The organism is Bartonella sp. CB10SXKL, assembly GCF_042195515.1.
Classification (GTDB): Bacteria; Pseudomonadota; Alphaproteobacteria; order Rhizobiales; family Rhizobiaceae; genus Bartonella.
Genome location: NZ_JBHION010000019.1, coordinates 1 through 22,573 on the forward strand (window position 1 = coordinate 1; position 22,573 = coordinate 22,573).

Sequence of the window (22,573 nt, forward strand, 5' to 3'; positions counted from 1 at the left end):
TTTAAATAAAATAACCCAAACATTTCCAATAAAATATTGTAACAAAAAATCCTATTTCAAGACATTATTGGTAAAATAAGAAGCGTATAAAAGTTTCTTGCTGGATAGCAGCGGCTTTCAGATTATAATACCCCTCCCCTCACAACGGTTGCAACTTTTCTTACATATCGCAATGATGTCATGTAAAAGGCTAAAGATTAGAGTACATATTCTATAATCACCATTGCATAAATATCTTACACGCTTTATGCTTTTCCATGGGAGCAAAAGGAAGATGTCCATGTCATCTAAACTGACGCGTAACCAAACATTGGTTTTAAATACTTTAAAAAATGCAAAAGGGCCTTTAAGTGCTTATGCGATTCTCAATAACTTACGCGAAGAAGGTTTTCGCGCACCTCTCCAAGTTTATCGTGCGTTAGAAAAACTCGTACAGTTAAAGTGTATTCATCGTCTTGAAAGTGTAAACGCCTTTATGGTCTGTTTACACCCTGAAAACTGTCAACATGAACTTACAACGTTTATAATTTGCGAAAACTGTGGCACAGTCAACGAAATACAAAATCAAACGATTGTATCAAGTTTAAAACAGATGGTTCAAGCGGTTGACTTCCAAGCACACAAAAGCACCCTAGAAGTACGAGGTCTTTGTAAAAAATGCGCAATAAAATAAGACATCTAACTTGAAAATAAGATCTCTAACTTGCAAGTTTATATATTTAGTATTATGTAGCAGGGATCGCCTTATTGTTGGAAAAGCTCTTATCGTCCGTGCATATATCACCCTACCCTAGAGTGAGAGGCTTATTATACTCGTTAGAACATAAATATTGAAAGTATAAAATCATGTCCGTATCTGAGATCATTTTTTCAACAAAAAATCTCGATAAAATGAAACGAAAAAAAGTAATCAAGGCTCCTCTTATAGTCTTTGCGCTTTTTGTACTTTGGTTTAGCTATAAGTGGACGACGCAATGGTGTTATATGCTGTCCACTGAAGATGCCTAAACTGTGGCACAGTCAACGAAATACAAAATCAAACGATTGTATCAAGTTTAAAACAGATGGTTCAAGCGGTTGGCTTCCAAGCACACAAAAGCACCCTAGAAGTACGAGGTCTTTGTAAAAAATGCGCAATAAAATAAGACATCTAACTTGAAAATAAGATCTCTAACTTGCAAGTTTATATATTTAGTATTATGTAGCAGGGATCGCCTTATTGTTGGAAAAGCTCTTATCGTCCGTGCATATATCACCCTACCCTAGAGTGAGAGGCTTATTATACTCGTTAGAACATAAATATTGAAAGTATAAAATCATGTCCGTATCTGAGACCATTTTTTCAACAAAAAATCTCGATAAAACGAAACGAAAAAAAGTAATCAAGGCTCTTCTTATCGTCTTTGCGCTTTTTGTACTTTGGTTTAGCTATAAGTGGACGACGCAATGGCGTTATATGCTGTCCACTGAAGATGCCTATGTGCAAGGAGATATAGCCGCTATTGCGACTAAATTAAATGGGTATATTGAAAAAATTGCCATTAAAGCCAACCAAGTTGTAAAAAAGGACGATGTTTTATTTTACCTAGACAATGGTGATTATAAAATAGCCTTGGATCAAACAGAAGCGCATCTTAACACACAGAAAAAAACACTTCTACGCATTGATGCGCAAATCACAGCCGCTCGTAGTTCTTTAGATGATGCAAAAGCACAAAAAGCAGCCGCTTCAGCCATAGCAACCAATGCACAACTCACCTTAAAACGTGTAACAGAACTGAAAGCCAATCGTTATGCTCCTCAATCCAATGTTGATGATGCCAAATCCGCTTATGAACAAGCCATTGCGAATGTTAACAGAGCGGATGCAAAAATGGCTTCAGCACGTGCAAATATCCGAGTGCTAGAAGCACAACGAAGTGAAACAGAAAGCGAAACAAAGAGTTTAGAGCTCTCGCGTAAAAAAGCACAACGTGATCTTGATTCGACCATTATACGAGCGCCATTTGATGGAGTTATAGGAAATTTAACAGCAAAAACGGGAGATTTTGTTGTAAATGGCCAACGTCTTGCGGCGTTAGTCCCCATACATGCACTTTATATTGAAGCAAACTATAAAGAAACACAGCTACAAGACATTCATACCGGACAAAAAGCTTATATTTCTGTTGATGCCTTCGAAGATGATGTTTTTACAGGAACAGTGCTTTCTATTTCGCCCGCAACAGGCGCTGTTTTTTCTCTTCTGCCTCCACAAAATGCTACCGGTAACTTTACAAAGATTGTCCAGCGCATTCCCGTACGTATTTCTATTCCAGAAGAAGTCTTAAAAACCGGACATATCCGAGCAGGAATGAGTGTTTCAGTGAAAATTGATACACGTACAAAGCCACAAGATAAAAGTCTCTTATAAAAAAAGTAGAAGATCTTACTATGACATCTTCCATACCAGAGCTCATACAGTCTCAAGAACGCATAGGAATGCGCAAAATTGTAGTTTTTATTGCTATGTCTTTTGGCATGTTTATGGCAATCTTAGATATCCAAATCGTTTCCTCTTCTTTAGCTGAAATTCAAGCGGGTCTTACAGCAAGCTCTGAAGAAATTTCATGGGTTCAAACCTCCTATCTCATCGCTGAAGTCATCATGTTGCCGCTTTCTGGATTTTTAGGAAGATTGCTTTCAACACGTGTTTTCTTCACCATATCAGCGATCGGGTTTACGATTACTTCTGTTCTTTGTGCAACAGCAACATCTATTGGAGAGATGATTTTGTATCGCGCACTACAAGGTTTTATTGGTGGAGGAATTATCCCAAGCGTTTTTGTCGCCTCTTATGTTCTTTTTCCTCCTTCCAAACGCCCAATTGTTACCCCTATTGTTGGACTAGTAGCAACATTGGCCCCCACCATTGGTCCAACCGTGGGAGGCTATATTTGTCATCTCTCATCATGGCATTGGCTCTTTCTCATCAATGTACCCTGCGGGATTATCATCTCAATTCTCGCTTGGAAATTAATTGATTTTGATAAAGCTGATCCCTCTTTAATGAAGAAGTTTGATTGGTTAGGATTCATTTCTATGGCTACTTTCTTGGGAACTTTAGAGTATATTCTAGAAGAAGGAGCACGTCATGATTGGCTGAGTGATACGCTGATTCGGGATTTGTTCATTACCATGATTCTTGCTGCAGCCTTATTCTTCTGGCGTGCTTTTACAGTAAAAGAACCCATTGTAGATCTCTCTACTTTTTCTAATTTTAATTTTTCAGCTGCATCCATTTTTTCCTTTTCATTGGGAATAGGCCTTTATGGACTCACGTACCTTTATCCTGTCTATTTAAGCCAAATCCGCCACTTTGATGCCCTCATGATTGGAGAAACATTGTTTCTTTCAGGATTCGTCATGTTATTAACTGCCCCGCTTGCTGGATTTCTTTCAGCACGAATGGATGCACGTTTAATGATGGCAATAGGACTTTTTGGTTTTGCAATAGGTATTTGGATGGCGAGCTCTATCACAGATAACTGGGATTTTTGGCAGCTTTTTTGGCCGCAAGTTTTCCGTGGTGCTTCTGTAATGTTATGTATGGTTCCTATTAATAATATTGCCTTGGGAACACTCCCACCAGAACGGATGCAAAATGCTTCTGGACTCTTTAATCTCACCCGGAATCTAGGTGGGGCTGTAGGGCTTGCCATTATCAACACTCTCATAACAAAACGCACAGACTTCCATCATGAACGAATAGCCGAAACTCTTAACTACGCAAACAGACAAGCAACTGAAATGCTTTCAAATCTTACTGTATTATTCAAAACAGAAACCTTTGATTCCTATACTCTGGCTCTTTCTCAATTGTTTGGTATGGTACGCATACAAGCAACCATTATGGCTATTAGTGATATTTTCTTTATCATAACCATCATTTTTGGTGTTTTGACATTTATGACCATGTTTCTCAAAAAAATACCACCTCTCATGGATTCACCACCAAATCACTAAGCTTAATTAAAATTGAGAAATATTTTTTATCCTTATCACTTTGCTCGTTTCCTATGCACTTTATCTTGTCTCAAGAGACAGTATAAATAAACATATGATTCTAAATGATTCTTCTGATAAAAATTCTTTTAATGCGGGCTCTTTCCGCACTTAAAAACAACTTCTCGCATACAAAAATTGTTCTAGATGATAATAAACAAAGAGCTTATCTAAAGTGCTCCACACCATAAAGATAAAGCAGCCATTTCTATAAGATTTTTGATTTATCACCATAGGGTAAAAACATTAAATCTCTCATCTATCTACCCCCTTTTTACGCTACTATCCTCATAAAAACTATTTTGTTAAGATTCTGTGCCTTCACTCTTTTGATTCTTACAAGAATATTCATAAAAGATTTATGATTCTTGTGATTTTTATTCACGCACATATTTCTCTTATAATGTGTAGGATAACGTTTTTTTGATTCTGAATGCAAAATTTTACATGAGAAAATCATTTTGTATTTGATCCTCTCATGCCAATTGCAAAACGATTTACCTTTATAGCAAAAAAGTAATGATATATTTTTTTCAAAAAAGCTGCTTTTAAACATGTAATTTTATTTTTTTACACTCTTTAAAAAAAGCTGATACTTACAATTTTGATTCTACTGCTACATATTTTTCTTTCTTAAGCCCCTTCTCTTTCAACAAGAGCTGAAATGGTATAAAATTTCTCAAAATATCTCTCTATTGAATCAATCAAAACCATTCCCTTGCACATAAAAAGCAAAGAAATAAAAACTGTTTAAGAAAAAAGTAAAATATCCAACCGTTTTTATGCAAGATTTATCAACGATATTGAAAACTGGAAAACTGTATGATGATAGCGACTTTAAAAGAACACAAGACAACTCAAAAATCCGGTTCCTTCAGTATTATAAAATAAGACACTATTTCAAAAAATGAGCTTAAAATATATTCTTACTCACTTAACTGAAATTATCAAAAATAAGAAACCAGCCCCATAAAGAAAAAGCCATATAATAAAATCGCAATACAACTCCCCAAAACTTTGTACCGCTAAATACCTTGGCACTGTCAAAACGGTATGCTCTTCTCAATGGCAGCTGCTGAAAAACGAAATAAACACTATCTTCAAGCGACTTTATGATGCTGAAAACGATTTGAAACTTCTCGTTCTCCACTAGGAACCAAAGTGCCATAACACCCAGAAAGATAATGTGGTATCAGTTCCAACGCTTGAAAGCGATGTTTTTCGTAAGGACCAGGCATTGCCAAATTTTCTGTTAAACTATTTGAAAAGCCAAAACGTTGATAAAATTCAAAATCCCCTACCAGCAAAATGGCGCCATATCCCAATTTTTTTGCTGTTTCAATTGCATGGCGGACTAAAATTGATCCTATTCCCATACCAGCACATTCAGACGCAACAGCCAAGGGGCCTAAAAGTAAAGCATGTTGTGTTTCATTTTTTTCTTTAGAAAAAGAAACATGCCAAAGACGGACACTTCCCACAAGCTCTCCAAGCACATTTTTAACCACAAAAGAGAGCCCTTGAGCAGCCAAACGACCACGACGTAAAACCTCTGATGATTTACGTTTACGTCCATACCCCATCATTGAATCAAGCAAATTTTCTCGATAAGGCTTATCGGCTTCTTGCTCCAATAAAAGTGTAAAACATGCCCCATCTTTTGTTTGAAAATTAATCATGTTCATCTCTATAACCGCCCTCTTACAGCGCCATGACGAGCATAGCAAAAAATCTAAAAAACTATAGTTAAAAGGAAATGTCAGATCACATATGATCGTAAAGGCTCAAAACCATTAAAAGCAACCGATGCGTAAGTTGTTGTGTAAGCACCCGTTCCATGAATCAATATTTCATCTCCTATCGTTAGGGATAGAGGAAGCGGATAAGGTGTTTTTTCATAGAGAACATCTGCCGAATCGCATGTCGGTCCAGCCAAAATACAAGGCTCCATCACCTTATCATCATGAGGTGTCTCAATAGGATAACGAATGGCTTCATCCATAGTCTCAGCAAGACCATTAAATTTCCCAATATCAAGATAAACCCATCGTACATTATCGTTATCAGCTTTTTTAGATATTAGAACAACTTCTGTACGAATAACACCAGCATTGCCAACCATCGCACGTCCTGGCTCAATAATCGTCTCAGGGATACGATTACCAAAATGCTTTTTCAATGAATCAAAAACTGCTGTACCATAAGCTTGTTCTGTAGGGACATCTTTCAAATAACGCGTTGGAAAACCGCCCCCCATATTCACCAACCTTAGTGAAATGCCTTCTTGTTCCAAACGCTTAAAAACTGTAGAAGCATCCGATAAAGCACGATCCCACGCACTCAAATCAACCTGCTGAGATCCAACATGAAAAGAAACACCATAGGCTTGCAAACCCAATTGGTGTGCCCGTCTTAGAACATCAACCGCCATATCTGGAACACAACCAAATTTGCGTGACAATGGCCACTCTGCACCTTTGCCATCGGTAAGAACACGGCAAAAAACACGTGCTCCTGGAGCAACACGCGCAATTTTTTCCACTTCTTCAACACAATCAACAGCATAAAGTGAAACTCCCAATGCATATGCTCGTGCAATATCACGCTCTTTTTTAATCGTATTTCCAAAAGAAATACGCTCTGACGTTGCTCCTGCTTTTAAAGCCATTTCAATTTCTGCAACAGAAGCCGCATCAAAAGAAGATCCTAAAGAACTTAGCAAACGCAAGATTTCAGGAGCTGGATTTGCCTTTATTGCGTAAAAAATACGAGACTGCGGCAGAGCTTTTTCAAAATTTAAATAGTTATCACGAACAACATCAAGGTCAACAATTAAGCATGGACCTTCAGAACGATGTGTTGCAAGAAAATCGCGAATACGTTGCGTTGCCATCTGCAATTCTCCTTGAGGGAACGCTCCCCCACTCTATGCTTAGACAGCCAAAGCTGCCAAAAGCTAAAGGACAAAAAACACACAACAACCATCCCCATTCTGATTACAAAAAACCAGAAATTAGCATTGCATGCTGCGAAAGAACAGCGCGAAACCGCGTTATTCTATTTTATATGCCTTTTTGATTGGAGTTGAGAAAACCACTTCCGCACTGAAGGCAATGAGGTGTGCCTCTATAGTTATCCCAGCATTTAAAAGCTGGAAGACACCAGAAAGGCCCGCACCGTCGTTGCTTCAAGATGTCCTCATTCTTGCAATTGGCTGTAAGAATGACTGGAGCGGTTAGTTCCAGGTACCGTACCGGTTAATCTCACCATTTGAGAACCAGCGGACACCCACAGGCACGTGCGACTTTGGGCAAGGCATCCTATAAAACGAATTCTTTCTCATTTCAATCATTTTTTTAATTTTAAACATTTTTTAATTCTTAAAGATAAAATGATGCGAAAAAACAACACTCTCCCCCACCAAACAAGGTCATTCATCCACTTTCATGGGATCACTCCCCTCATGTAAAACAGAATACCCCAAACGGAATATAGTTGGGTTGTATCTTCACGTACTTTCTTTAAAGAAACATTTCTTAAAGTGCTCGAGCCAACTTCACACCAGCGCCCATAAATGATAGAATAGTACCCCCAATAAAATAATATAAAATCTATTGAACCCACTATTTTTAGGCTTCATAAAAGAGCAAGCTGATCATCATCACACACTAAGCCCCCAATGTTGTGACAGCCCTTGACATTTGAGACGATTAATAAGAGGCACGTCCTTCTTGTATTGTTTTACTCCACGTGACTTTCCCCGCTTGTAACGTGGAAGAGATATGGTTTTTATTGATTCAACCATAGAAACAGGCTTGGAATGAGAGAATCCTGACGATATTTAGATCTCTTATTCAAGATGTAAATAGCCAATTATTATAAATCAATGTGCTAAATTGTTCGTAAATGACTTTTCTATTTTAAAATGAAAAGTATTTGAAATACTCAATCCTATAAAGTCAAAGAAAGTAAACAATCTATAATGATTACTTATAAGTCAAATAATTTAACATAAACAAAAAGACCGAATAATATCCGGTCTTATAAAATATTTTTCTACTAATATTAAAAAACTCTTCTCTCTTAAATTTAAGAGAAAAACGCTACAATTTAAAGCCCTACACTGCGATATCCTTATGTCCCTTGATGAGAATCAATTGCACGCAACTTCAACAATTGAAACTGCCTATGGCGCTCACGAAAGCGCTCTCTATCGGCTTCACTACGCGTGTTATAACAAGCATCACAGGAAACACCTTCCTCATAATGAGGCGATAGTTTGCTTTCAGCATTAAGAGGAGAACGACACGCGCGACATAATTCGCGTCCACATTCTTCAAGACCATGATGAACAGAAACACGCTCATCAAAAACAAAACACTCACCCCACCATAAACTTTTCTCTTTTGGAATTTTTTCTAAATATTTGAGAATACCTCCTTTTAGATGGTAGACTTGCTCATAACCAAGATCACGAACATAAGCTGTTGATTTTTCACACCGAATACCACCTGTACAAAACATGGCAATTTTCTTTTTTTTCTTTAACTCAGCCTCATGTTTACGCACCCATTCAGGAAATTCGCGAAATGTTTTAATCTGCGGATCAATCGCTCCTTGAAAACTCCCTATTGCATATTCATAATCATTACGCGTATCGATCAAAATTGTCTCTTCATCTTGAATAAGAGCATTCCAATCTTCAGGATCCACATAAGTACCAACAATTTTTAGCGGATCAACCCCTTCAACCCCCATTGTTACAATCTCTTTTTTCAACCGCACTTTCATGCGATGAAAAGGCATTTTTGATGCCCATGAATATTTAATCTCCGGCGTTTGAAACGCTGGTTCAGCCATAATAAAGTCCACCAATGCCTCAATTGCCGCACAAGAACCAGCAACTGTTCCATTAATTCCCTCTTGTGCTAAAAGCAGAGTGCCTTTGATATCCTTTGCTTGACATAATTCCTGCAAAGGTTTTTGTAATTGATGATAATGTTTCAAATCTGCAAAGCAATAAAGTGCAGCAACTTTAAAATTCTTTTCCATGTGTTTTGCCATAACGCGCGTTTCATTCAATTTCAAGATTTATTCATGTACTCTTTAACATATTGTGCTTAATCAAACGATACAAACAATATCATCTCCAAGAAGAAAAAATATCATGTGCCAAAAAAGAGAAAAGCTTTTATTATATCTCCAAGGACAAACTGTTATACCTGTTTTGCTCATTGACAATCTACAAAGTGCTGTACCCTTAACACGCGCTCTTGTCAAAGGTGGATTAAAAACAATTGAGATCACCTTGCGAACACCAAATGCCCTCAAAGCAATTCAGAAAATTACACAAGAAGTCCCTGAAGCAATTGTTGGAGCCGGCACAATTCTCAACACAACACATTACGAAAAAGCCGAACAAGCTGGAGCCAAGTTTATTGTAAGCCCCGGATTATCCAATGAACTAATCAATTGTGCAAAAAATAGTGAAATTCCCCTTCTTCCCGCTGCAATGACCCCAAGTGAACTCATGCAAGCATTAAACAAAGGCTATTCATATCTTAAATTTTTCCCTGCTGAAGCTGCTGGAGGTATTTCCTTCATTGAAGCTTTAGCATCTCCCTTCTCTGATATCCGGTTTTGCCCAACAGGCGGTATTACACAAAAAAGTGCAACACAATGGCTCCAACTGCCCAATGTCTTCTGCGTTGGTGGTTCTTGGATAGCGCCCCAACAACTCATTGCAATAAGTGATTGGGATTCGATTACTGCATTAGCATATACCGCATCACAACTTCCCTCTCCCTCAAAAAAAGCTCTTTCTACAATATAATATAAAGTGCAAGAATATCAGCCCCTTCAACAAGACCAAAGCTTTCACACATCCTTACGCAATCTTTTAACATTGCCATGGAACCACAAATCATCACCCGATCTTCATCGAGATGAATTTTGGGGAGTGCTATTGTTTCAAAAAAGCTCCCACTCTCCATAACAGTCGTAATACGCCCCATATGCTCAGAAAGCTCACAAGTAGTCATAGGATAAAATTTCAACTGTTGTGCATATGCCCCAATGAATGAATCTTGTTGCAAAGAGAAAACAAGATCTTTTGCACAAATTAACTCATTCTTTTCGCGCGTTATTTAAATAAGAACAACTTCTGAAAATTTTTCATAAGTGTCAGAATCACGAATAAAGCTTGCAAAAGGAAAAACCCCGTACCGGTTTGAAAGAAGATAAAGCACCAATTTTCCCACCTAATTACTCCACAAAAGCGCGCTCTACAACATAAGTAGCAGGAGCATTATTGGCCCCTTCAACAAGACCAAAGCTTTCACACATCCTTGCGCAATCTTTTAACATTGCCATGGAACCACAAATCATCACCCGATCTTCATCAGGATGAATTTTAGGAAGGCCAGTTGTTTCAAAAAAGTCCCCACTTTCCATAACAGTCGTAATACGCCCCATATGCTCAGAAGATTCACGAGTAGTCATAGGATAAAATCTCAACTGTTGTGCATACTCTCCAATGAGTGGATCTTGTTGCAAAGAGGAAACAAGATCTTTTGCATAAATTAACTCATTCTTTTCGCGCGTTGTTTGAATAAGGACAACTTCTGCAAACTTTTCATAAGTTTCAGGATCACGAATAAGGCTTGCAAAAGGAGCAATTCCCGTCCCAGTTGAAAGAAGATAAAGACGTTTTCCAGGAATAAGAGCATCAAGAACCAGCGTTCCTGTAGATTTTTTACGCATGAGAACTGTATCACCAATTTTAATTTTTTGGAGATGCTCGGTTAAAGGTCCCCCTGGAACTTTTATCGAAAAAAACTCAAGCTGTTCATCCCAAAAGGGGCTTGCAATCGAATAAGCGCGATAAATCGGCTTTTCTGCATTTGGCAAACCGATCATAACAAACTCACCCGAACGAAAACGAAAACTTTCCGGACGATTCAGACGGAATTTAAATAACCGATCTGTGTAGTGACAAACCTCTTGGACAGTAAGGGCGAACACATTCTCAGGAATCGGAAAATTTGCAACGCTGCTGATGCTTGACGGAACATTGGTAGCAGACGTATTCATACTCTTCCCTATATTTTATTGAACGTTAAATTTCGAATCCTTGACGTGATATAGTACTTGCACAACCATCTGCCAACAATTTTCTTAAAACAAAAGCCTCAAGGTTAACACTTTTATGTCAAAATTAAATAAATGAATCTAGCGCGCTCTATCAGCGATAAAATTGATTTCACTTAAAACCAATCAAAGACTAGAAAGTAAATATTGGATACCCAATCCATCTTGAAAATAAATAATATCCAAATCAACGGGTTTCCTAAGTCAACAGTTTTTAATGTATCAGAAAATGTTTACACACTGTTTTCCATTTAACAAAAATAATTTTAAGTGCATAAGACGACATCCAAAATTGCACAGATAAGTGATCTTTCCCCTCATGGTAAAAAACTTGTAATGCATTGATTTAACGTGGTTAATTTAATCATTTTATCTTCTCTGAATAAGCAGCCAGTGCAATATTTAATCAAAACAATCGCACCAGCAACAACAGCCTAATATTGCACTCTTCAAAATGATACAATACAATAAACTATGTTTATTTTTTATATGCCTAAACTAGGGAAAATAAGTAAAAAGTTTATGTTTTACAAATTATTAGAAGATACCATGTTGATAACAACACAAATAAAACTAAAGTATCTCTTATATCCAAAGTAGCATTTTACATAAAAAACGACTTTAATGGCAGTATAGGATTCTTATGATTTTGACCATAGAAAATAGTGCCTTTCCCTATATCGTAAAGAACCTCAATGAAATAACCAAAAAACCCCGTATTTCACGAACACAGATAAGCTTTTAAAATGAAAAAATCCGTTAATGATGAAATAGATACATCACTCTATGCAGCTGTAGCAACCGTCGATGTCAGTGCCATTGTTGCCAATTATATCACTTTAGCCAAACGTGTAGCTCCAACGCAATGTTCAGCAGTTGTAAAGGCAAACGCCTATGGATTAGGAGCTCACAAAATTGCTCCTGCCCTTTATCAAGCTGGTTGTCGCACTTTTTTTGTCGCCCAAATCATAGAAGCACTCCAATTAAAAAGCATTTTACCATCAAATGTCACGATTTCCCTTCTGAATGGACTTCCACACTTAGCAGAAGAGTTTGTCGCACAATCTGGTATTGTTCCTGTTCTAAACTCTTGGAATGCCATTGAAAATTGGCAAAAAATTTGTCAAAAAAAAGATAAAAAATTTCCAGCAATTGTTCAAATCGATACCCATATGAACCGATTAGGACTTAATCAAAAAGAATTACAAAAACTCATCAAACACCCTACAATTTTCGAAAAAGCAGAAATAAAATATATTCTTAGTCACCTTTCTAACGGAGAAGATGATACCCATCCATCAAATTATGCCCAATTGACTGCTTTCAAAACGATCCTTGCGCAATTGCCTGCTTGCAAAGTTTCCTTTGCCAATTCTGGAGGTATCTTTCTAGGATCAGATTTTTATTTTGATCTTGTTCGTCCCGGTATTGCACTTTACGGAATCGCCCCCCAAGAAAAACACACATCCCTTCTAAAACCTGTTTTAAGACTTGAAGCCCAAGTCATTCAAAGCCGCGTTGTTGATATAGGAGCACCTATTGGTTATGGAGAAAGCTTTATAACCAACAGACCAAGCACTCTTGCAACCATTTCTATAGGCTACGCAGACGGCTGGCTCCGTGCTCTTTCGAATAAAGGAACAGTTTATTTCAACGGGCACAAACTTCCCATGGTTGGGCGGGTTTCTATGGATTCCATTATTGTAGATACGACCGATCTTGAACAAAAACCTCAAACAGGTGACTGGGTAGAACTCATTGGGCCCCATCAAACACTTGAAAAAGTATCTATAGATGCCGATACCCTTCCCAATGAAATTCTAACATCTCTTGGCTCCCGCTATAAATACATTTACACATAAAAACTCTTAAAAAAAAATAAATTGATAAAAATCATCCTTTTAGAAAATTGAGGGGCTTTTACAAAAGATTTTACAACAATCAACCACATAGAATGGTCATAGACACCGTGCATTCACAGAAATCTCAAAACAGACAAGTTGATGGACTGTTTTATGGAAGTAGCTTTCACCCAAAATACAAAAACTTAGCCTTTCCCCATAAATTGACAAAAAAGCATCTACTACAAAGTTTTTAAAATTAATTTCCCAATTAAAATCATTCGCTTGCATACCACAAGCTGGATTATGTGTAGATAAAAATGATTTAAGAAAGGAATAATACCTCTTATGAACCATAGTGCCAAGGGCTATAAACATTAGGCGCTGGAAAAGTGTATGATAGTGCCCAGCTTACTCCGTTATGAAGCGTAAAGATTGGGGGGGGGATCAATGGATTTACCCTTACACCATTCACGAGCGCCGTCGCGAAATGGGATTGGGAGCGAAGTGTCTCTTTAAAACAAACACGTGAATTAACAACTCAAGTATATTCTTTTTGGAGCGTTCTGTTTTACATGAGGATCATTCCCCCACTAAAGAACACAATAAATATAAAGTATGGAGCAATGTGTAATCCCCATTATTAAAAAAATATTACTTTAAATGCTTTTGAAAGCCGCAAAGCTGAATTAAGAGGAGATGACAAACTGAGGATTGATTTTCACCTTTACGGCTTTACATTTTCCCAAAATTAGATTGTCTTCCAGTTTCAAAGGTTACGTCAACAGAAATACACAATCCCCCCGCCCTCATCTGACAGACAAAAGCAGGAACGACTCATAAAGCTCTTTTTTTCTCAATCTCTGACTTAAAACATGTCGCTGCGTTAAGTTTGGATGTTGATTTACAGGCAACAGCGAAAGAACACGGGCTCTTAGAAAAACAGCGCCGTAAAGTCACAAACTGACCTGCAATGAAGTGGAAAGATGTGCCGGCTTTTATAAGACCCCTTGTAAAAAAAAACATAATACATTTGACTTTGCGTTTGCTCATTCTAACAGGTGTTCTTACATATTTTTTCATCATATTTACAAAAAGCAGATTAAAGAGCAATATTTAGACAATTCTTGACTCGAAAAGATGCAACAACAGAGTTTCGCGTGTCTTTATCATCAAAAAAATTAAATTTGATTTTATTCTTTCTACAACCGGTCGTCGTCACCTTAGTGAGAAGTAGTACGTCACAACACATGCAACAGACGTGACCCTATCCTCATAGGTTTCACTCTCGTTTACATGAATTAGCTGGCTAGACCGATGCCGACTAGTCACTAAAACCATGTCATACGGTAGAAGACAAAGGAGAGCATGCCTATTGCCGACAAAACACAGCTTTTTTGTCGACTTTTTCGATTTTGCTCATGTTGTAAAAAAACAATGCAAAATTCTAGAAAATAGACAAATAACGCCATCATGATCAACAAGTAAAAAACCCACACAAAATGTGTGGGCTTTTTTTGTTTATGCAAATAAATAAATTAAATACATATTTGTTATTTAATAGGTATTTCCCAATGGCGGGCACGAACAAATGAGCATTCTGTCTCCCGCAACATTATCAATACGCGATACAGGAGGCCAATATTTATTGGCTGGATCAAGAGAAATGTTGGGAAAAACAGCTTCTTGTCGCGAATAGGGTCGTGCCCAAGCATCATCTAAAGTATCTGCCACTGTATGAGGGGCATTCACCAATGGATTATTGTCTTTTGGCCAAACCCCGCTACCAACTTTCTTAGCTTCTTCAGCAATAGAGAGTAAAGCATCACAAAAACGATCAATCTCTGCTTTTGGTTCTGATTCCGTTGGCTCAATCATCAAAGTTCCCGGAACAGGGAACGACATCGTGGGCGCATGAAATCCATAATCAATGAGACGTTTTGCAATATCATCAACACTCACCCCATACTGCTCTTTCAACACGCGTGTATCCACAATACATTCGTGCGCAACACGTCCATGCTTGCCCCGATAAAGAATGGAATAAGCGGCTGAAAGACGTGCCGCAATATAATTGGCATTTAAAATGGCTATTTGTGTTGCATATTTTAAGCCATCAGCCCCCATCATTCGAATATACATCCATGTAATTGCAAGAATAGATGCACTTCCATAAGGAGCAGCAGAAACCGCATGTGTTGTCCCATCCTGTTCATGACCTGGTAAGAATGGTTTGAGATGCGCTGCAACTCCAATTGGTCCCATACCAGGACCACCACCACCATGAGGAATGGCAAATGTTTTATGAAGATTCATATGACAAACATCAGCGCCAATATCCGCAGGACGAGCAAGACCCACAAGGGCATTGAGATTAGCACCATCAAAATAAACTTGTCCGCCATTTTCATGAATAATAGAACAAATTTCCTTAATGCTTTCCTCGTAAACACCATGGGTTGAAGGATAAGTAATCATGAGAGCAGCCAATTTATCTTTATGCAATTGCGCTTTCATTTTGAGATCGTCTACATCAACATCACCATCGCTTAAACATTTTACCACAACGACTTCCATCCCTGCCATATGGGCCGAAGCTGGATTGGTACCATGCGCAGATGCAGGAATAAGACAAACTGTACGTTGATGTTCTCCCCGTGATTGGTAATATCGTCGGATAGCCAAAAGCCCAGCATATTCACCTTGAGCACCAGAATTTGGCTGAAAAGAAACTTGCGCAAATCCTGTAATTTCGCACAACCACGCATTTAACTGGTTAATCATCTCCAAATATCCCGCTGCATCCTCTTGTGAAACAAAGGGGTGTATATTGGCCATGCTCGCCCAACTTACAGGCATTAGTTCAGCCGCGGCATTAAGCTTCATTGTACAAGAACCAAGAGGGATCATAGCACGGTCCAGCGCCAAATCCTTATCCGCCAAACGACGCAAAAAGCGCATCATATCTGTCTCTGAATGAACAGCATGAAAAAAAGGCTGAGAAAGAAAAGCAGCATCCCGTTTTTTTCCAAAAAGTCGTGGAGAAACCTGATCGCCTAATTGTGCCCCAAAAAGCTGCGCTAAAGCACCAGCATCTTCTTCTGTCGATAATTCATCAAAATTGATTGCAATAGTGTCATCATCGAGAACACGAATAAGGCGTCCACCTATTTTGGCTTGATGCGCAATCTCTCGCGCTTTTCCCTTAACAGAAATACTCACACAATCAAAAAAGCTTTTCCCTTCAACATGAACCCCTGCTGCTTCTAAACCAGCAACAAAACGACATGTTAAATGATGAATTCGCTGCGCAATTTCTTGTAAACCTTTTGGCCCATGCCAAACAGCATAAGCGGTTGCCATATTAGCCAATAAAGCCTGCGCTGTACAAATATTTGACGTCGCTTTATCGCGCCGAATATGTTGTTCGCGTGTTTGCAAAGCTAAACGAAAACCAACACGCCCTCTCGTATCCACGGATTGACCAACAATACGCCCTGGAATAAGCCGCGTTAATGCATCACTCACGGCAAGGTAACCAGCATGTGGACCACCAAATCCCATTGGAACGCCATAACGCTGCATAGAGCCAACAACGATATCTGCCCCCCATTGAGCCGGTGGCTCCATAAGGGTAAGCGCTAAAGGATCAGCCACAACGATAACTAAAGCTCCCTTTTCCTTTGCCTCTTTTATGATCTCACTGTAATCATGAAAAGAGCCTTTTGTATCTGGCCAAGATAAAACAATTGCTGCTGTATCAGAAGCAATTTCGCCATTTTGGCTAATCTGAATCCCTTGTGTTTCAGCACGCGTTTGCGCAACACTCAAAGTCTGAGGATGTAAAAGACTCTGAAGAGAAATTTTTGTTTTTTTCTCACGGAAAAAGCGAAAAGCAAGGGCATTGGCTTCAGCTAAAGCAGTTGCTTCATCAAGAAGAGAAGCAGCAGCAACAGGCAAACCTGTTAGTTCACTAACCAATGTCTGAAAATAAAACAAAAGTTCTAAACGACCCTGGCTAATTTCTGCTTGATAAGGCGTATAAGCAGTATACCAAGCCGGATTTTCAAACAGATTTCGTAAAATAACCGGAGGCACATAAGTTCCATGATATCCTTGTCCAATAAAACTTTTGTGCACATGGTTACGCTCCATCATCTTGGAGAGTTCTTCCAAGGCTTGTCCTTCACTAGCAGCCTCTGGAAGATTCAATGAACGTCCCAAGTGGATAGAGTGTGGAACAGCTTGAGAAATGAGTGTATCAACACAATCAAGCTCTAAAACATCAAGCATTTTTTGTGTTTCATCAGGACGCAGCCCAATATGTCGAGAAGAAAAAGAACGCTCGATCATGCCACTCATCCAATCAAAGCCTTATAAGCATCTTTATCTAACAACCCTTCCAGTTGTGTCTCATCCTGCAATGTCATTTTCCATAACCAGCCTTCTGTTTCGGATTTCTGATTCACCAGTTCAGGATTATCAGCCAAGGCTTCATTTATTTCGACCACTTCACCATCAAGAGGAGCATAAACATCTGAAGCCGCCTTCACTGATTCCACAACAGCCGCCGCCTCTCCTTTGGAAAGTTTTGTTCCACTTTGTGGTAAATCAACAAAAACCAAATCCCCTAATTGCTCTTGCGCATAATGCGTAACCCCAACAGTCACCACTTGCCCTTCAACGCTAAGCCATTCATGGTCTTGTGTAAAATAAGTTTTAGACATAAAAAATCATCCTTTAAAATAACGTTGTTCAACAAAGGGAAGTGAATGAACTGATAGTACAATCTTTTTGCCTCGCAGTTCTGTAAAGACTTGTGTCCCTTCAACTTTAAAATCAACAGGAACATAACCCATCGCGACAGGACCATCAAAAGAAGGACCAAAACCACCTGATGTTACAACGCCAATCTCATTACCTTGATCATCAAGAAGTACCGCACCGGCACGAATAGGTTGACGCGTTTGCGGTTTTAATCCAACACGACAACGAGCAGGTCCTTTTTGCAGTGCTTCAAGAAAAGCTTTTGCACCATAAAATTGTGCTTTTTCTCGAACACTTTTAGGAACAGCCCATATTAGAGCCGCATCAATAGGTGTCGTATCAGGGGTAATATCATTTCCATGCAAACACAGCCCTGCTTCCAACCGCAAGCTATCGCGTGCTGCAAGTCCAATCCACTCAACACGAGAATCACTCAGCAATTTTTCAGCCAACATATGCGCATGCCCTATAGGCAAAGCAATTTCAAAACCATCCTCTCCCGTATAACCAGAACGCGTTATAAACCAATCCTGCTGTGGTTCGAATCCTTGCATAAAGAACAATTCATTCCCTGGTAAATCGGCATCAGCAAGAACAGCTGCCGCTTCAGGACCTTGAAGAGCAAGCAATACCCTTTCAAGGGCAATCACTTGACATTCAAAATCAACCGCACGCTTTTCCAATTCTACGAAATCAGCCTGTGCATTCCCAGCATTGGCGACCAACATAAAACGGCCCTCTTCCAAACGGGTAATGATAAGATCATCAAGAATACCAGCCTGCTCATTAAGCAAATAATTATACCGTGAATGCCCAATCTTTAAAGCTGCTGCATCAATGGGAAAAGCATAGGACAAAAATTCCACGGCTTGTGCCCCTTCAACCGCAATCAATTTCATATGAGAAATATCAAAAAGTCCTGCATGTGCACGCGTATGAAGATGTTCTTTCAAAACGCCAAGAGGATAAGTTAAAGGCATGTTCCAGCCCGCAAAAGCACCAAATTTTGCTCCTGCTTTTTCATGCAAATCATATAAAGGAAGTGTTTTTAAAAAAGATGTTTCTTGTGTTGTGCCCATAATAACTCCAAAGCTGCGCTAACGCCCACAGAATATGGCCGTCTCTGCCCCCTCTGTCATCAACCTGAGAGACTCGCGAAAAGATTTTTCGCTTACACCTTCGGCGCGGGTTCTCCCGACTTTCCAGATCTGCCTTCTTCCTTTTACGGTCCTTAAAGCCTGAGAGATTATGGGCTATTTCCCCTTCGGCGGCAATGCGAAAATTTGCAATCTGCACTCTCCCGCAAAAGAATGAAAGAAACAATAACGCTCTTTCCAGCATATTTAAACCTATAGCCTATCTTTATCACACTGTCATTAGTAAAGTGATGAAAATGTTCTCATTTTAAAACTTGCATAAGCTACTTCAAAAGATTTATAATAGTGTCCTTTTGAACCTTACAAAAATTGCAAGGAACACATTTTAGGAAATTTAAGACAAAAATCAAAAGCTATAAACAAAAATACCTCTTGAAAATCATGCAAAACGTCACACACTAAAAAGATCGCAAAGCAATATTCTTTCGCGCGCAGTTCAACCTTAAAGATAGGGTTTCATATTCTTTATTTAGAATTAAGGACTTCAAGTATTTTATAAGTATGATTTTAATGCACAAGAAGTGGTTTTTCTGCTTTACTCCATAGTGTCATAAATTGCGACTATCTACAGACTAAAACTACCGAACAAAGGTGACAAAATACTCATGAAAGCTGGTAATATCTCTTACAATTGCGAAAATGATCTTCCAAAGCAAATTGCTCTTTTTCCTTTAGAAGGTGCACTCTTACTACCCGGTGGTTTTTTATCACTCAACATTTTTGAACCAGAATCACTTGAAATGATTGAAAACGTTATGGTAACTGATCGTCTATTGGGCATTATTCAACCACTTTCATCGGATACAGACCGCTTCTCTACACAACTTTATAAAACAGGCTGTATAGGGCGCATTACAAACTACAGTGAAACAGGAAATGGACAACTGTTCATTATCTTACAAGGTGTTTGCCGCTTCACCTTAGAACAAGAATTGACAAACACAAAATCCTATCGAACAGCTCTCATCCAATCAAACATAAAAGACTTGCAAGAATTTGATATTGAAGAAAACATTAACCGAGAGAACTTACTCGACGTTGTAGAAAAATATCTAACCATACATGAAATGGAATATAATTGGAGCAGTATCATAGAAGCCCCTACACCTATATTGGTTAATGCTTTTTCAGCCCTTATCCCCTTTACACCAGCAGAAAAACAAGCTCTCCTTGAAGCTCCAGATATCGAAAGCCGTGCCCAAACTCTTCTTGCATTAACAGAGCGCTCACTCATGAAACAAACAAGAACAGATTACCGCTTAAACTAATGAATGTCCCAACATGAAAAAAATGACCACAGATCCCAAAATGCTCGAATTGCTCGTCTGCCCAATAACGAAAGGCACTCTCTCTTTCAACCGAAAAACACAAGAACTCATTTCTCTCAAAGCCAAACTTGCCTATCCTATTCGTGATGGCGTTCCCATTATGCTTGCTTCAGAAGCGCGCCCTTTGCAAAACAATGAAGAAATAACGCATAAAAAATAAAAAACCCTCATGCAATTTTCCTCTACAAGCCCACTGCTATCAATCCTCTATCAATATGATATCTCAATATCTACGATTTCTGAAAAAAGAGTTTTACAATAAAGATATTTATATCGCTTTACACCTTGTAACAAAAGCCAAAAATATCATCAGATTTATCTCATTCCAGCCTGTTCATACTGAAGCAATCAAAACCATTCGCTTGCACCACACAAGCATCTGAACAAAAACAATTAAAAAAGGGAATAAAAATGGCTCTTATGAACTTCTTAAAAGCAAGAATTATAATAACATTTTGAACCAACTCAGGTAAATGAAATTTATTTATTAAATATAAAATTGTTATATTTCATGAACTTTACGTTATACCCTTCACGAGCAACATGTTTGAGATACCTCGATTTAAGATGAAGAAAAACGATAAGCTGTATCATCTTATGTATACCATATCGGGACAAGAATATTTATCTGTTTGTTTACTTTTCAAAGCGGGGAAACAGCCTAATTTTGTGGAGAAAACATAAAATCGTAAAGGAGAAAATCACCCCATTACCTTGCCATCACCCTTTAATTTCGCTTTACAATTTTTACAAGTATCTAAAGTATCTCAAGCAATATTTTTATGTATAATATACGCATTAATTACGTGAAAACTTGAAAAAACAAACAAGAAACACTGTTGTAATTTCAATTGACGATTGAAAGTAATTGCCTTATGAAGGAGGCTTGTGTTTTTGGTTGTATACGCGACAATCAAATAGGGTCTGGAAGCCCGAAAAACTCAAACTAGAAATAAAACCGCTTTTGCGGATATCCCGGAATTTCCGGGGGCTCTTGTTATGTCCAAGTGCTTTCAGCACTAAAAGCAAGGGGCTGTTTTGAGTCAGCACTTCCAGACCCCGGAAACACTTATTCCATAAAAACATAATAAATTCAGTGTGTTATATGCAATTATTTTATAAGAATCCACACTTTTATACGTGATTCATTTGACCATTTTTTATATAAGATTGCCATGTATGAATAGACCATAAAAAGCAAATCATGATGCAAATATTATAACGCATGTGTGTATTCAAATGAAATGAAAAGCCGATATCATTCATAACAGTTTATAAATTTTATGATACGTTTTTATCACAGCACAAATCACATTGTTAAAAATTTAGTCGTTTGGAATATCGATAACATACGTTTAAAGATCACATCTTGTTTTAATAATTGGATTGTTAATCGCATGATAAAAACAAAATTATTGGTTCCCAAAATTGGGAAGCAAAAATCTATATCCCTTATAGCAATATTTTATTACCTATTTGAGGATAATCGTTTGAAACTGTTATAAGGTAAATTGTATCAAAAGATACGTATTTATAGAAAATAGAGATCATATAGTTTTCCCCAAAATTGGGAAAAACCTTAAAATGGCATTAAAGCAATTAACTGTTTGAAGCATTCATAAGCTTATAGGTTTAATTCATAAAGATTGCACAAAGGATTTAAAGACAAGATTGATTTTATAACCACGGTATTTTTTACCGAGGTAGAAAATAAAGGTCATGAAATTTAAAACATTATATCTTATGAAATCAAAAGCTTTTTAATGAATATAGTGCATAGCTAGTTTTGAAGAACGCAACTGTATTCGCTTCCACAAAAAAATGGAAGCGAACAATGCCATGGCAGTAGAATTACTATCTACTTTAGACTTGATACTAAGAAACGTTTTAAAAGTTATAGTTTAAAAATACGCTTATGAGACCCTTTCTAAATGAACGTTTAAACGTTTGAAACTGATGTTTATAACAGTTTTTAAAGCCTTGCATTTGATAAAAGCGGTTGTTTGTTGTCTTTATGAGAGATTGTTTTAAAAACCAATGCTTGTAAATGTAAAAACCGTTTTGTTAAAGCTACCGAGCATTTTGATTTGTTTGATACGTTTAATAGCCATAACAAGCGTTTTATAGGTTCTCTCATTCAAATGAGTGATTAAAGATCATACGCATCATTTACATTCCTTTTGATAAGTTTTCATATCTCTCATAGAGCGCTTGCAATATGATACGTTTTGTATATATGCATTCATTACTCCATTGTGGATGATTATTTTTTATCATTATAATCGTT

At 37.9% G+C, this 22,573-nt stretch carries 14 protein-coding genes, 3 pseudogenes and 1 riboswitch; of the genes and pseudogenes, 9 read left to right on the forward strand and 8 right to left on the reverse strand.

Annotation, left to right across the window (positions count from 1 at the left end; translation table 11 throughout):
* Positions 1–280 precede the first annotated feature (280 nt).
* The 5 genes and pseudogenes from ACFIK3_RS08380 (at position 281) to ACFIK3_RS08400 (ending at position 4,005) form a co-directional block, all read left to right on the forward strand.
* Complete coding sequence (locus ACFIK3_RS08380) at positions 281–673, forward strand: Fur family transcriptional regulator (RefSeq protein WP_375670996.1); 393 nt, start codon at positions 281–283, stop codon at positions 671–673.
* 173 nt (positions 674–846) lie between these two features.
* Positions 847–1,005 (forward strand): annotated as a pseudogene (locus ACFIK3_RS08385) (HlyD family secretion protein); the annotation flags it as partial.
* Positions 1,002–1,145: pseudogene (locus ACFIK3_RS08390) on the forward strand (transcriptional repressor); the annotation flags it as partial. The pseudogenes ACFIK3_RS08385 and ACFIK3_RS08390, both read left to right, overlap by 4 nt.
* A gap of 173 nt (positions 1,146–1,318) precedes the next feature.
* Positions 1,319–2,413, forward strand: a complete 1,095-nt coding sequence (locus ACFIK3_RS08395; RefSeq protein ID WP_375631506.1) for an HlyD family secretion protein — start codon at positions 1,319–1,321, stop codon at positions 2,411–2,413.
* 20 nt (positions 2,414–2,433) lie between these two features.
* Entirely contained in the window at positions 2,434–4,005 is a 1,572-nt protein-coding gene (locus tag ACFIK3_RS08400) for a DHA2 family efflux MFS transporter permease subunit (protein WP_273791457.1), read from the forward strand.
* 1,139 nt (positions 4,006–5,144) lie between these two features.
* On the opposite strand, the gene ACFIK3_RS08405 is transcribed toward ACFIK3_RS08400, so the two are convergent.
* From ACFIK3_RS08405 to ACFIK3_RS08415, 3 genes are all read right to left on the reverse strand, one after another.
* Positions 5,145–5,729, reverse strand: coding sequence for a GNAT family N-acetyltransferase (locus ACFIK3_RS08405; RefSeq protein WP_273791458.1), 585 nt, complete (start codon positions 5,727–5,729; stop codon positions 5,145–5,147).
* A 74-nt stretch (positions 5,730–5,803) separates the two neighbouring features.
* The gene (locus ACFIK3_RS08410) at positions 5,804–6,937 is read right to left on the reverse strand and encodes a type III PLP-dependent enzyme (RefSeq protein ID WP_273791459.1); all 1,134 of its coding nucleotides are present in this window, start codon (positions 6,935–6,937) and stop codon (positions 5,804–5,806) included.
* 1,241 nt (positions 6,938–8,178) lie between these two features.
* Positions 8,179–9,096: a rhodanese-related sulfurtransferase gene (locus ACFIK3_RS08415; protein ID WP_375663741.1), complete on the reverse strand. Its 918-nt coding sequence runs from the start codon at positions 9,094–9,096 to the stop codon at positions 8,179–8,181.
* Positions 9,097–9,211: 115 nt separating this feature from the next.
* Between ACFIK3_RS08415 and eda the strand changes: the two genes are divergently transcribed.
* Positions 9,212–9,877 carry a bifunctional 4-hydroxy-2-oxoglutarate aldolase/2-dehydro-3-deoxy-phosphogluconate aldolase gene (gene eda, locus ACFIK3_RS08420; RefSeq protein ID WP_273791461.1) on the forward strand — a complete coding sequence of 222 codons (666 nt, stop codon included), beginning with the start codon at positions 9,212–9,214 and terminating at the stop codon, positions 9,875–9,877.
* On the opposite strand, the pseudogene ACFIK3_RS08425 reads toward eda, so the two are convergent.
* Both ACFIK3_RS08425 and ACFIK3_RS08430 read right to left on the reverse strand, forming a co-directional pair.
* Positions 9,856–10,289: pseudogene (locus ACFIK3_RS08425) on the reverse strand (ferredoxin--NADP reductase); the annotation flags it as partial. The gene eda and the pseudogene ACFIK3_RS08425 overlap by 22 nt on opposite strands.
* Before the next feature lie 19 nt (positions 10,290–10,308).
* Entirely contained in the window at positions 10,309–11,136 is an 828-nt protein-coding gene (locus tag ACFIK3_RS08430; protein WP_273791462.1) for a ferredoxin--NADP reductase, read from the reverse strand.
* Between the two features lie 803 nt (positions 11,137–11,939).
* Here ACFIK3_RS08430 and alr point away from each other — a divergent pair.
* Positions 11,940–13,055, forward strand: a complete 1,116-nt coding sequence (alr, locus tag ACFIK3_RS08435) for an alanine racemase (protein ID WP_375631503.1) — start codon at positions 11,940–11,942, stop codon at positions 13,053–13,055.
* 1,536 nt (positions 13,056–14,591) lie between these two features.
* On the opposite strand, the gene gcvP is transcribed toward alr, so the two are convergent.
* From gcvP to gcvT, 3 genes are read right to left on the reverse strand one after another with little or no spacing between them, the layout of a single operon-like run.
* The gene (gcvP, locus tag ACFIK3_RS08440; protein WP_375676540.1) at positions 14,592–17,387 is read right to left on the reverse strand and encodes an aminomethyl-transferring glycine dehydrogenase; all 2,796 of its coding nucleotides are present in this window, start codon (positions 17,385–17,387) and stop codon (positions 14,592–14,594) included.
* Between the two features lie 5 nt (positions 17,388–17,392).
* On the reverse strand, positions 17,393–17,761 hold the full coding sequence (gene gcvH / locus ACFIK3_RS08445; RefSeq protein ID WP_375631501.1) for a glycine cleavage system protein GcvH: 369 nt from the start codon (positions 17,759–17,761) through the stop codon (positions 17,393–17,395).
* 6 nt (positions 17,762–17,767) lie between these two features.
* Positions 17,768–18,880, reverse strand: a complete 1,113-nt coding sequence (gene gcvT, locus ACFIK3_RS08450) for a glycine cleavage system aminomethyltransferase GcvT (RefSeq protein ID WP_375663738.1) — start codon at positions 18,878–18,880, stop codon at positions 17,768–17,770.
* Positions 18,881–19,016: 136 nt separating this feature from the next.
* Positions 19,017–19,114: riboswitch (glycine riboswitch) on the reverse strand.
* A 449-nt stretch (positions 19,115–19,563) separates the two neighbouring features.
* On the opposite strand from gcvT, the gene ACFIK3_RS08455 reads away from it, so the two are divergent.
* Both ACFIK3_RS08455 and ACFIK3_RS08460 read left to right on the forward strand, forming a co-directional pair.
* Positions 19,564–20,226 (forward strand): LON peptidase substrate-binding domain-containing protein, encoded by a 663-nt coding sequence (locus ACFIK3_RS08455; RefSeq protein ID WP_273791465.1) that lies wholly within the window; start codon positions 19,564–19,566, stop codon positions 20,224–20,226.
* 13 nt (positions 20,227–20,239) lie between these two features.
* Positions 20,240–20,446, forward strand: coding sequence for a Trm112 family protein (locus ACFIK3_RS08460; RefSeq protein WP_375631497.1), 207 nt, complete (start codon positions 20,240–20,242; stop codon positions 20,444–20,446).
* Positions 20,447–22,573 lie beyond the last annotated feature (2,127 nt).

Excerpts from the sequence above, each read along its gene's own strand:
- ACFIK3_RS08380 (WP_375670996.1), top strand. The coding sequence starts at position 281 with ATGTCATCTAAACTGACGCGTAACCAAACATTGGTTTTAAATACTTTA.
- ACFIK3_RS08395 (WP_375631506.1), top strand. The coding sequence starts at position 1,319 with ATGTCCGTATCTGAGACCATTTTTTCAACAAAAAATCTCGATAAAACG.
- ACFIK3_RS08400 (WP_273791457.1), top strand. The coding sequence starts at position 2,434 with ATGACATCTTCCATACCAGAGCTCATACAGTCTCAAGAACGCATAGGA.
- ACFIK3_RS08405 (WP_273791458.1), bottom strand. The coding sequence starts at position 5,729 with ATGAACATGATTAATTTTCAAACAAAAGATGGGGCATGTTTTACACTT.
- ACFIK3_RS08410 (WP_273791459.1), bottom strand. The coding sequence starts at position 6,937 with ATGGCAACGCAACGTATTCGCGATTTTCTTGCAACACATCGTTCTGAA.
- ACFIK3_RS08415 (WP_375663741.1), bottom strand. The coding sequence starts at position 9,096 with ATGGAAAAGAATTTTAAAGTTGCTGCACTTTATTGCTTTGCAGATTTG.
- eda (WP_273791461.1), top strand. The coding sequence starts at position 9,212 with ATGTGCCAAAAAAGAGAAAAGCTTTTATTATATCTCCAAGGACAAACT.
- ACFIK3_RS08430 (WP_273791462.1), bottom strand. The coding sequence starts at position 11,136 with ATGAATACGTCTGCTACCAATGTTCCGTCAAGCATCAGCAGCGTTGCA.
- alr (WP_375631503.1), top strand. The coding sequence starts at position 11,940 with ATGAAAAAATCCGTTAATGATGAAATAGATACATCACTCTATGCAGCT.
- gcvP (WP_375676540.1), bottom strand. The coding sequence starts at position 17,387 with ATGATCGAGCGTTCTTTTTCTTCTCGACATATTGGGCTGCGTCCTGAT.
- gcvH (WP_375631501.1), bottom strand. The coding sequence starts at position 17,761 with ATGTCTAAAACTTATTTTACACAAGACCATGAATGGCTTAGCGTTGAA.
- gcvT (WP_375663738.1), bottom strand. The coding sequence starts at position 18,880 with ATGGGCACAACACAAGAAACATCTTTTTTAAAAACACTTCCTTTATAT.
- ACFIK3_RS08455 (WP_273791465.1), top strand. The coding sequence starts at position 19,564 with ATGAAAGCTGGTAATATCTCTTACAATTGCGAAAATGATCTTCCAAAG.
- ACFIK3_RS08460 (WP_375631497.1), top strand. The coding sequence starts at position 20,240 with ATGAAAAAAATGACCACAGATCCCAAAATGCTCGAATTGCTCGTCTGC.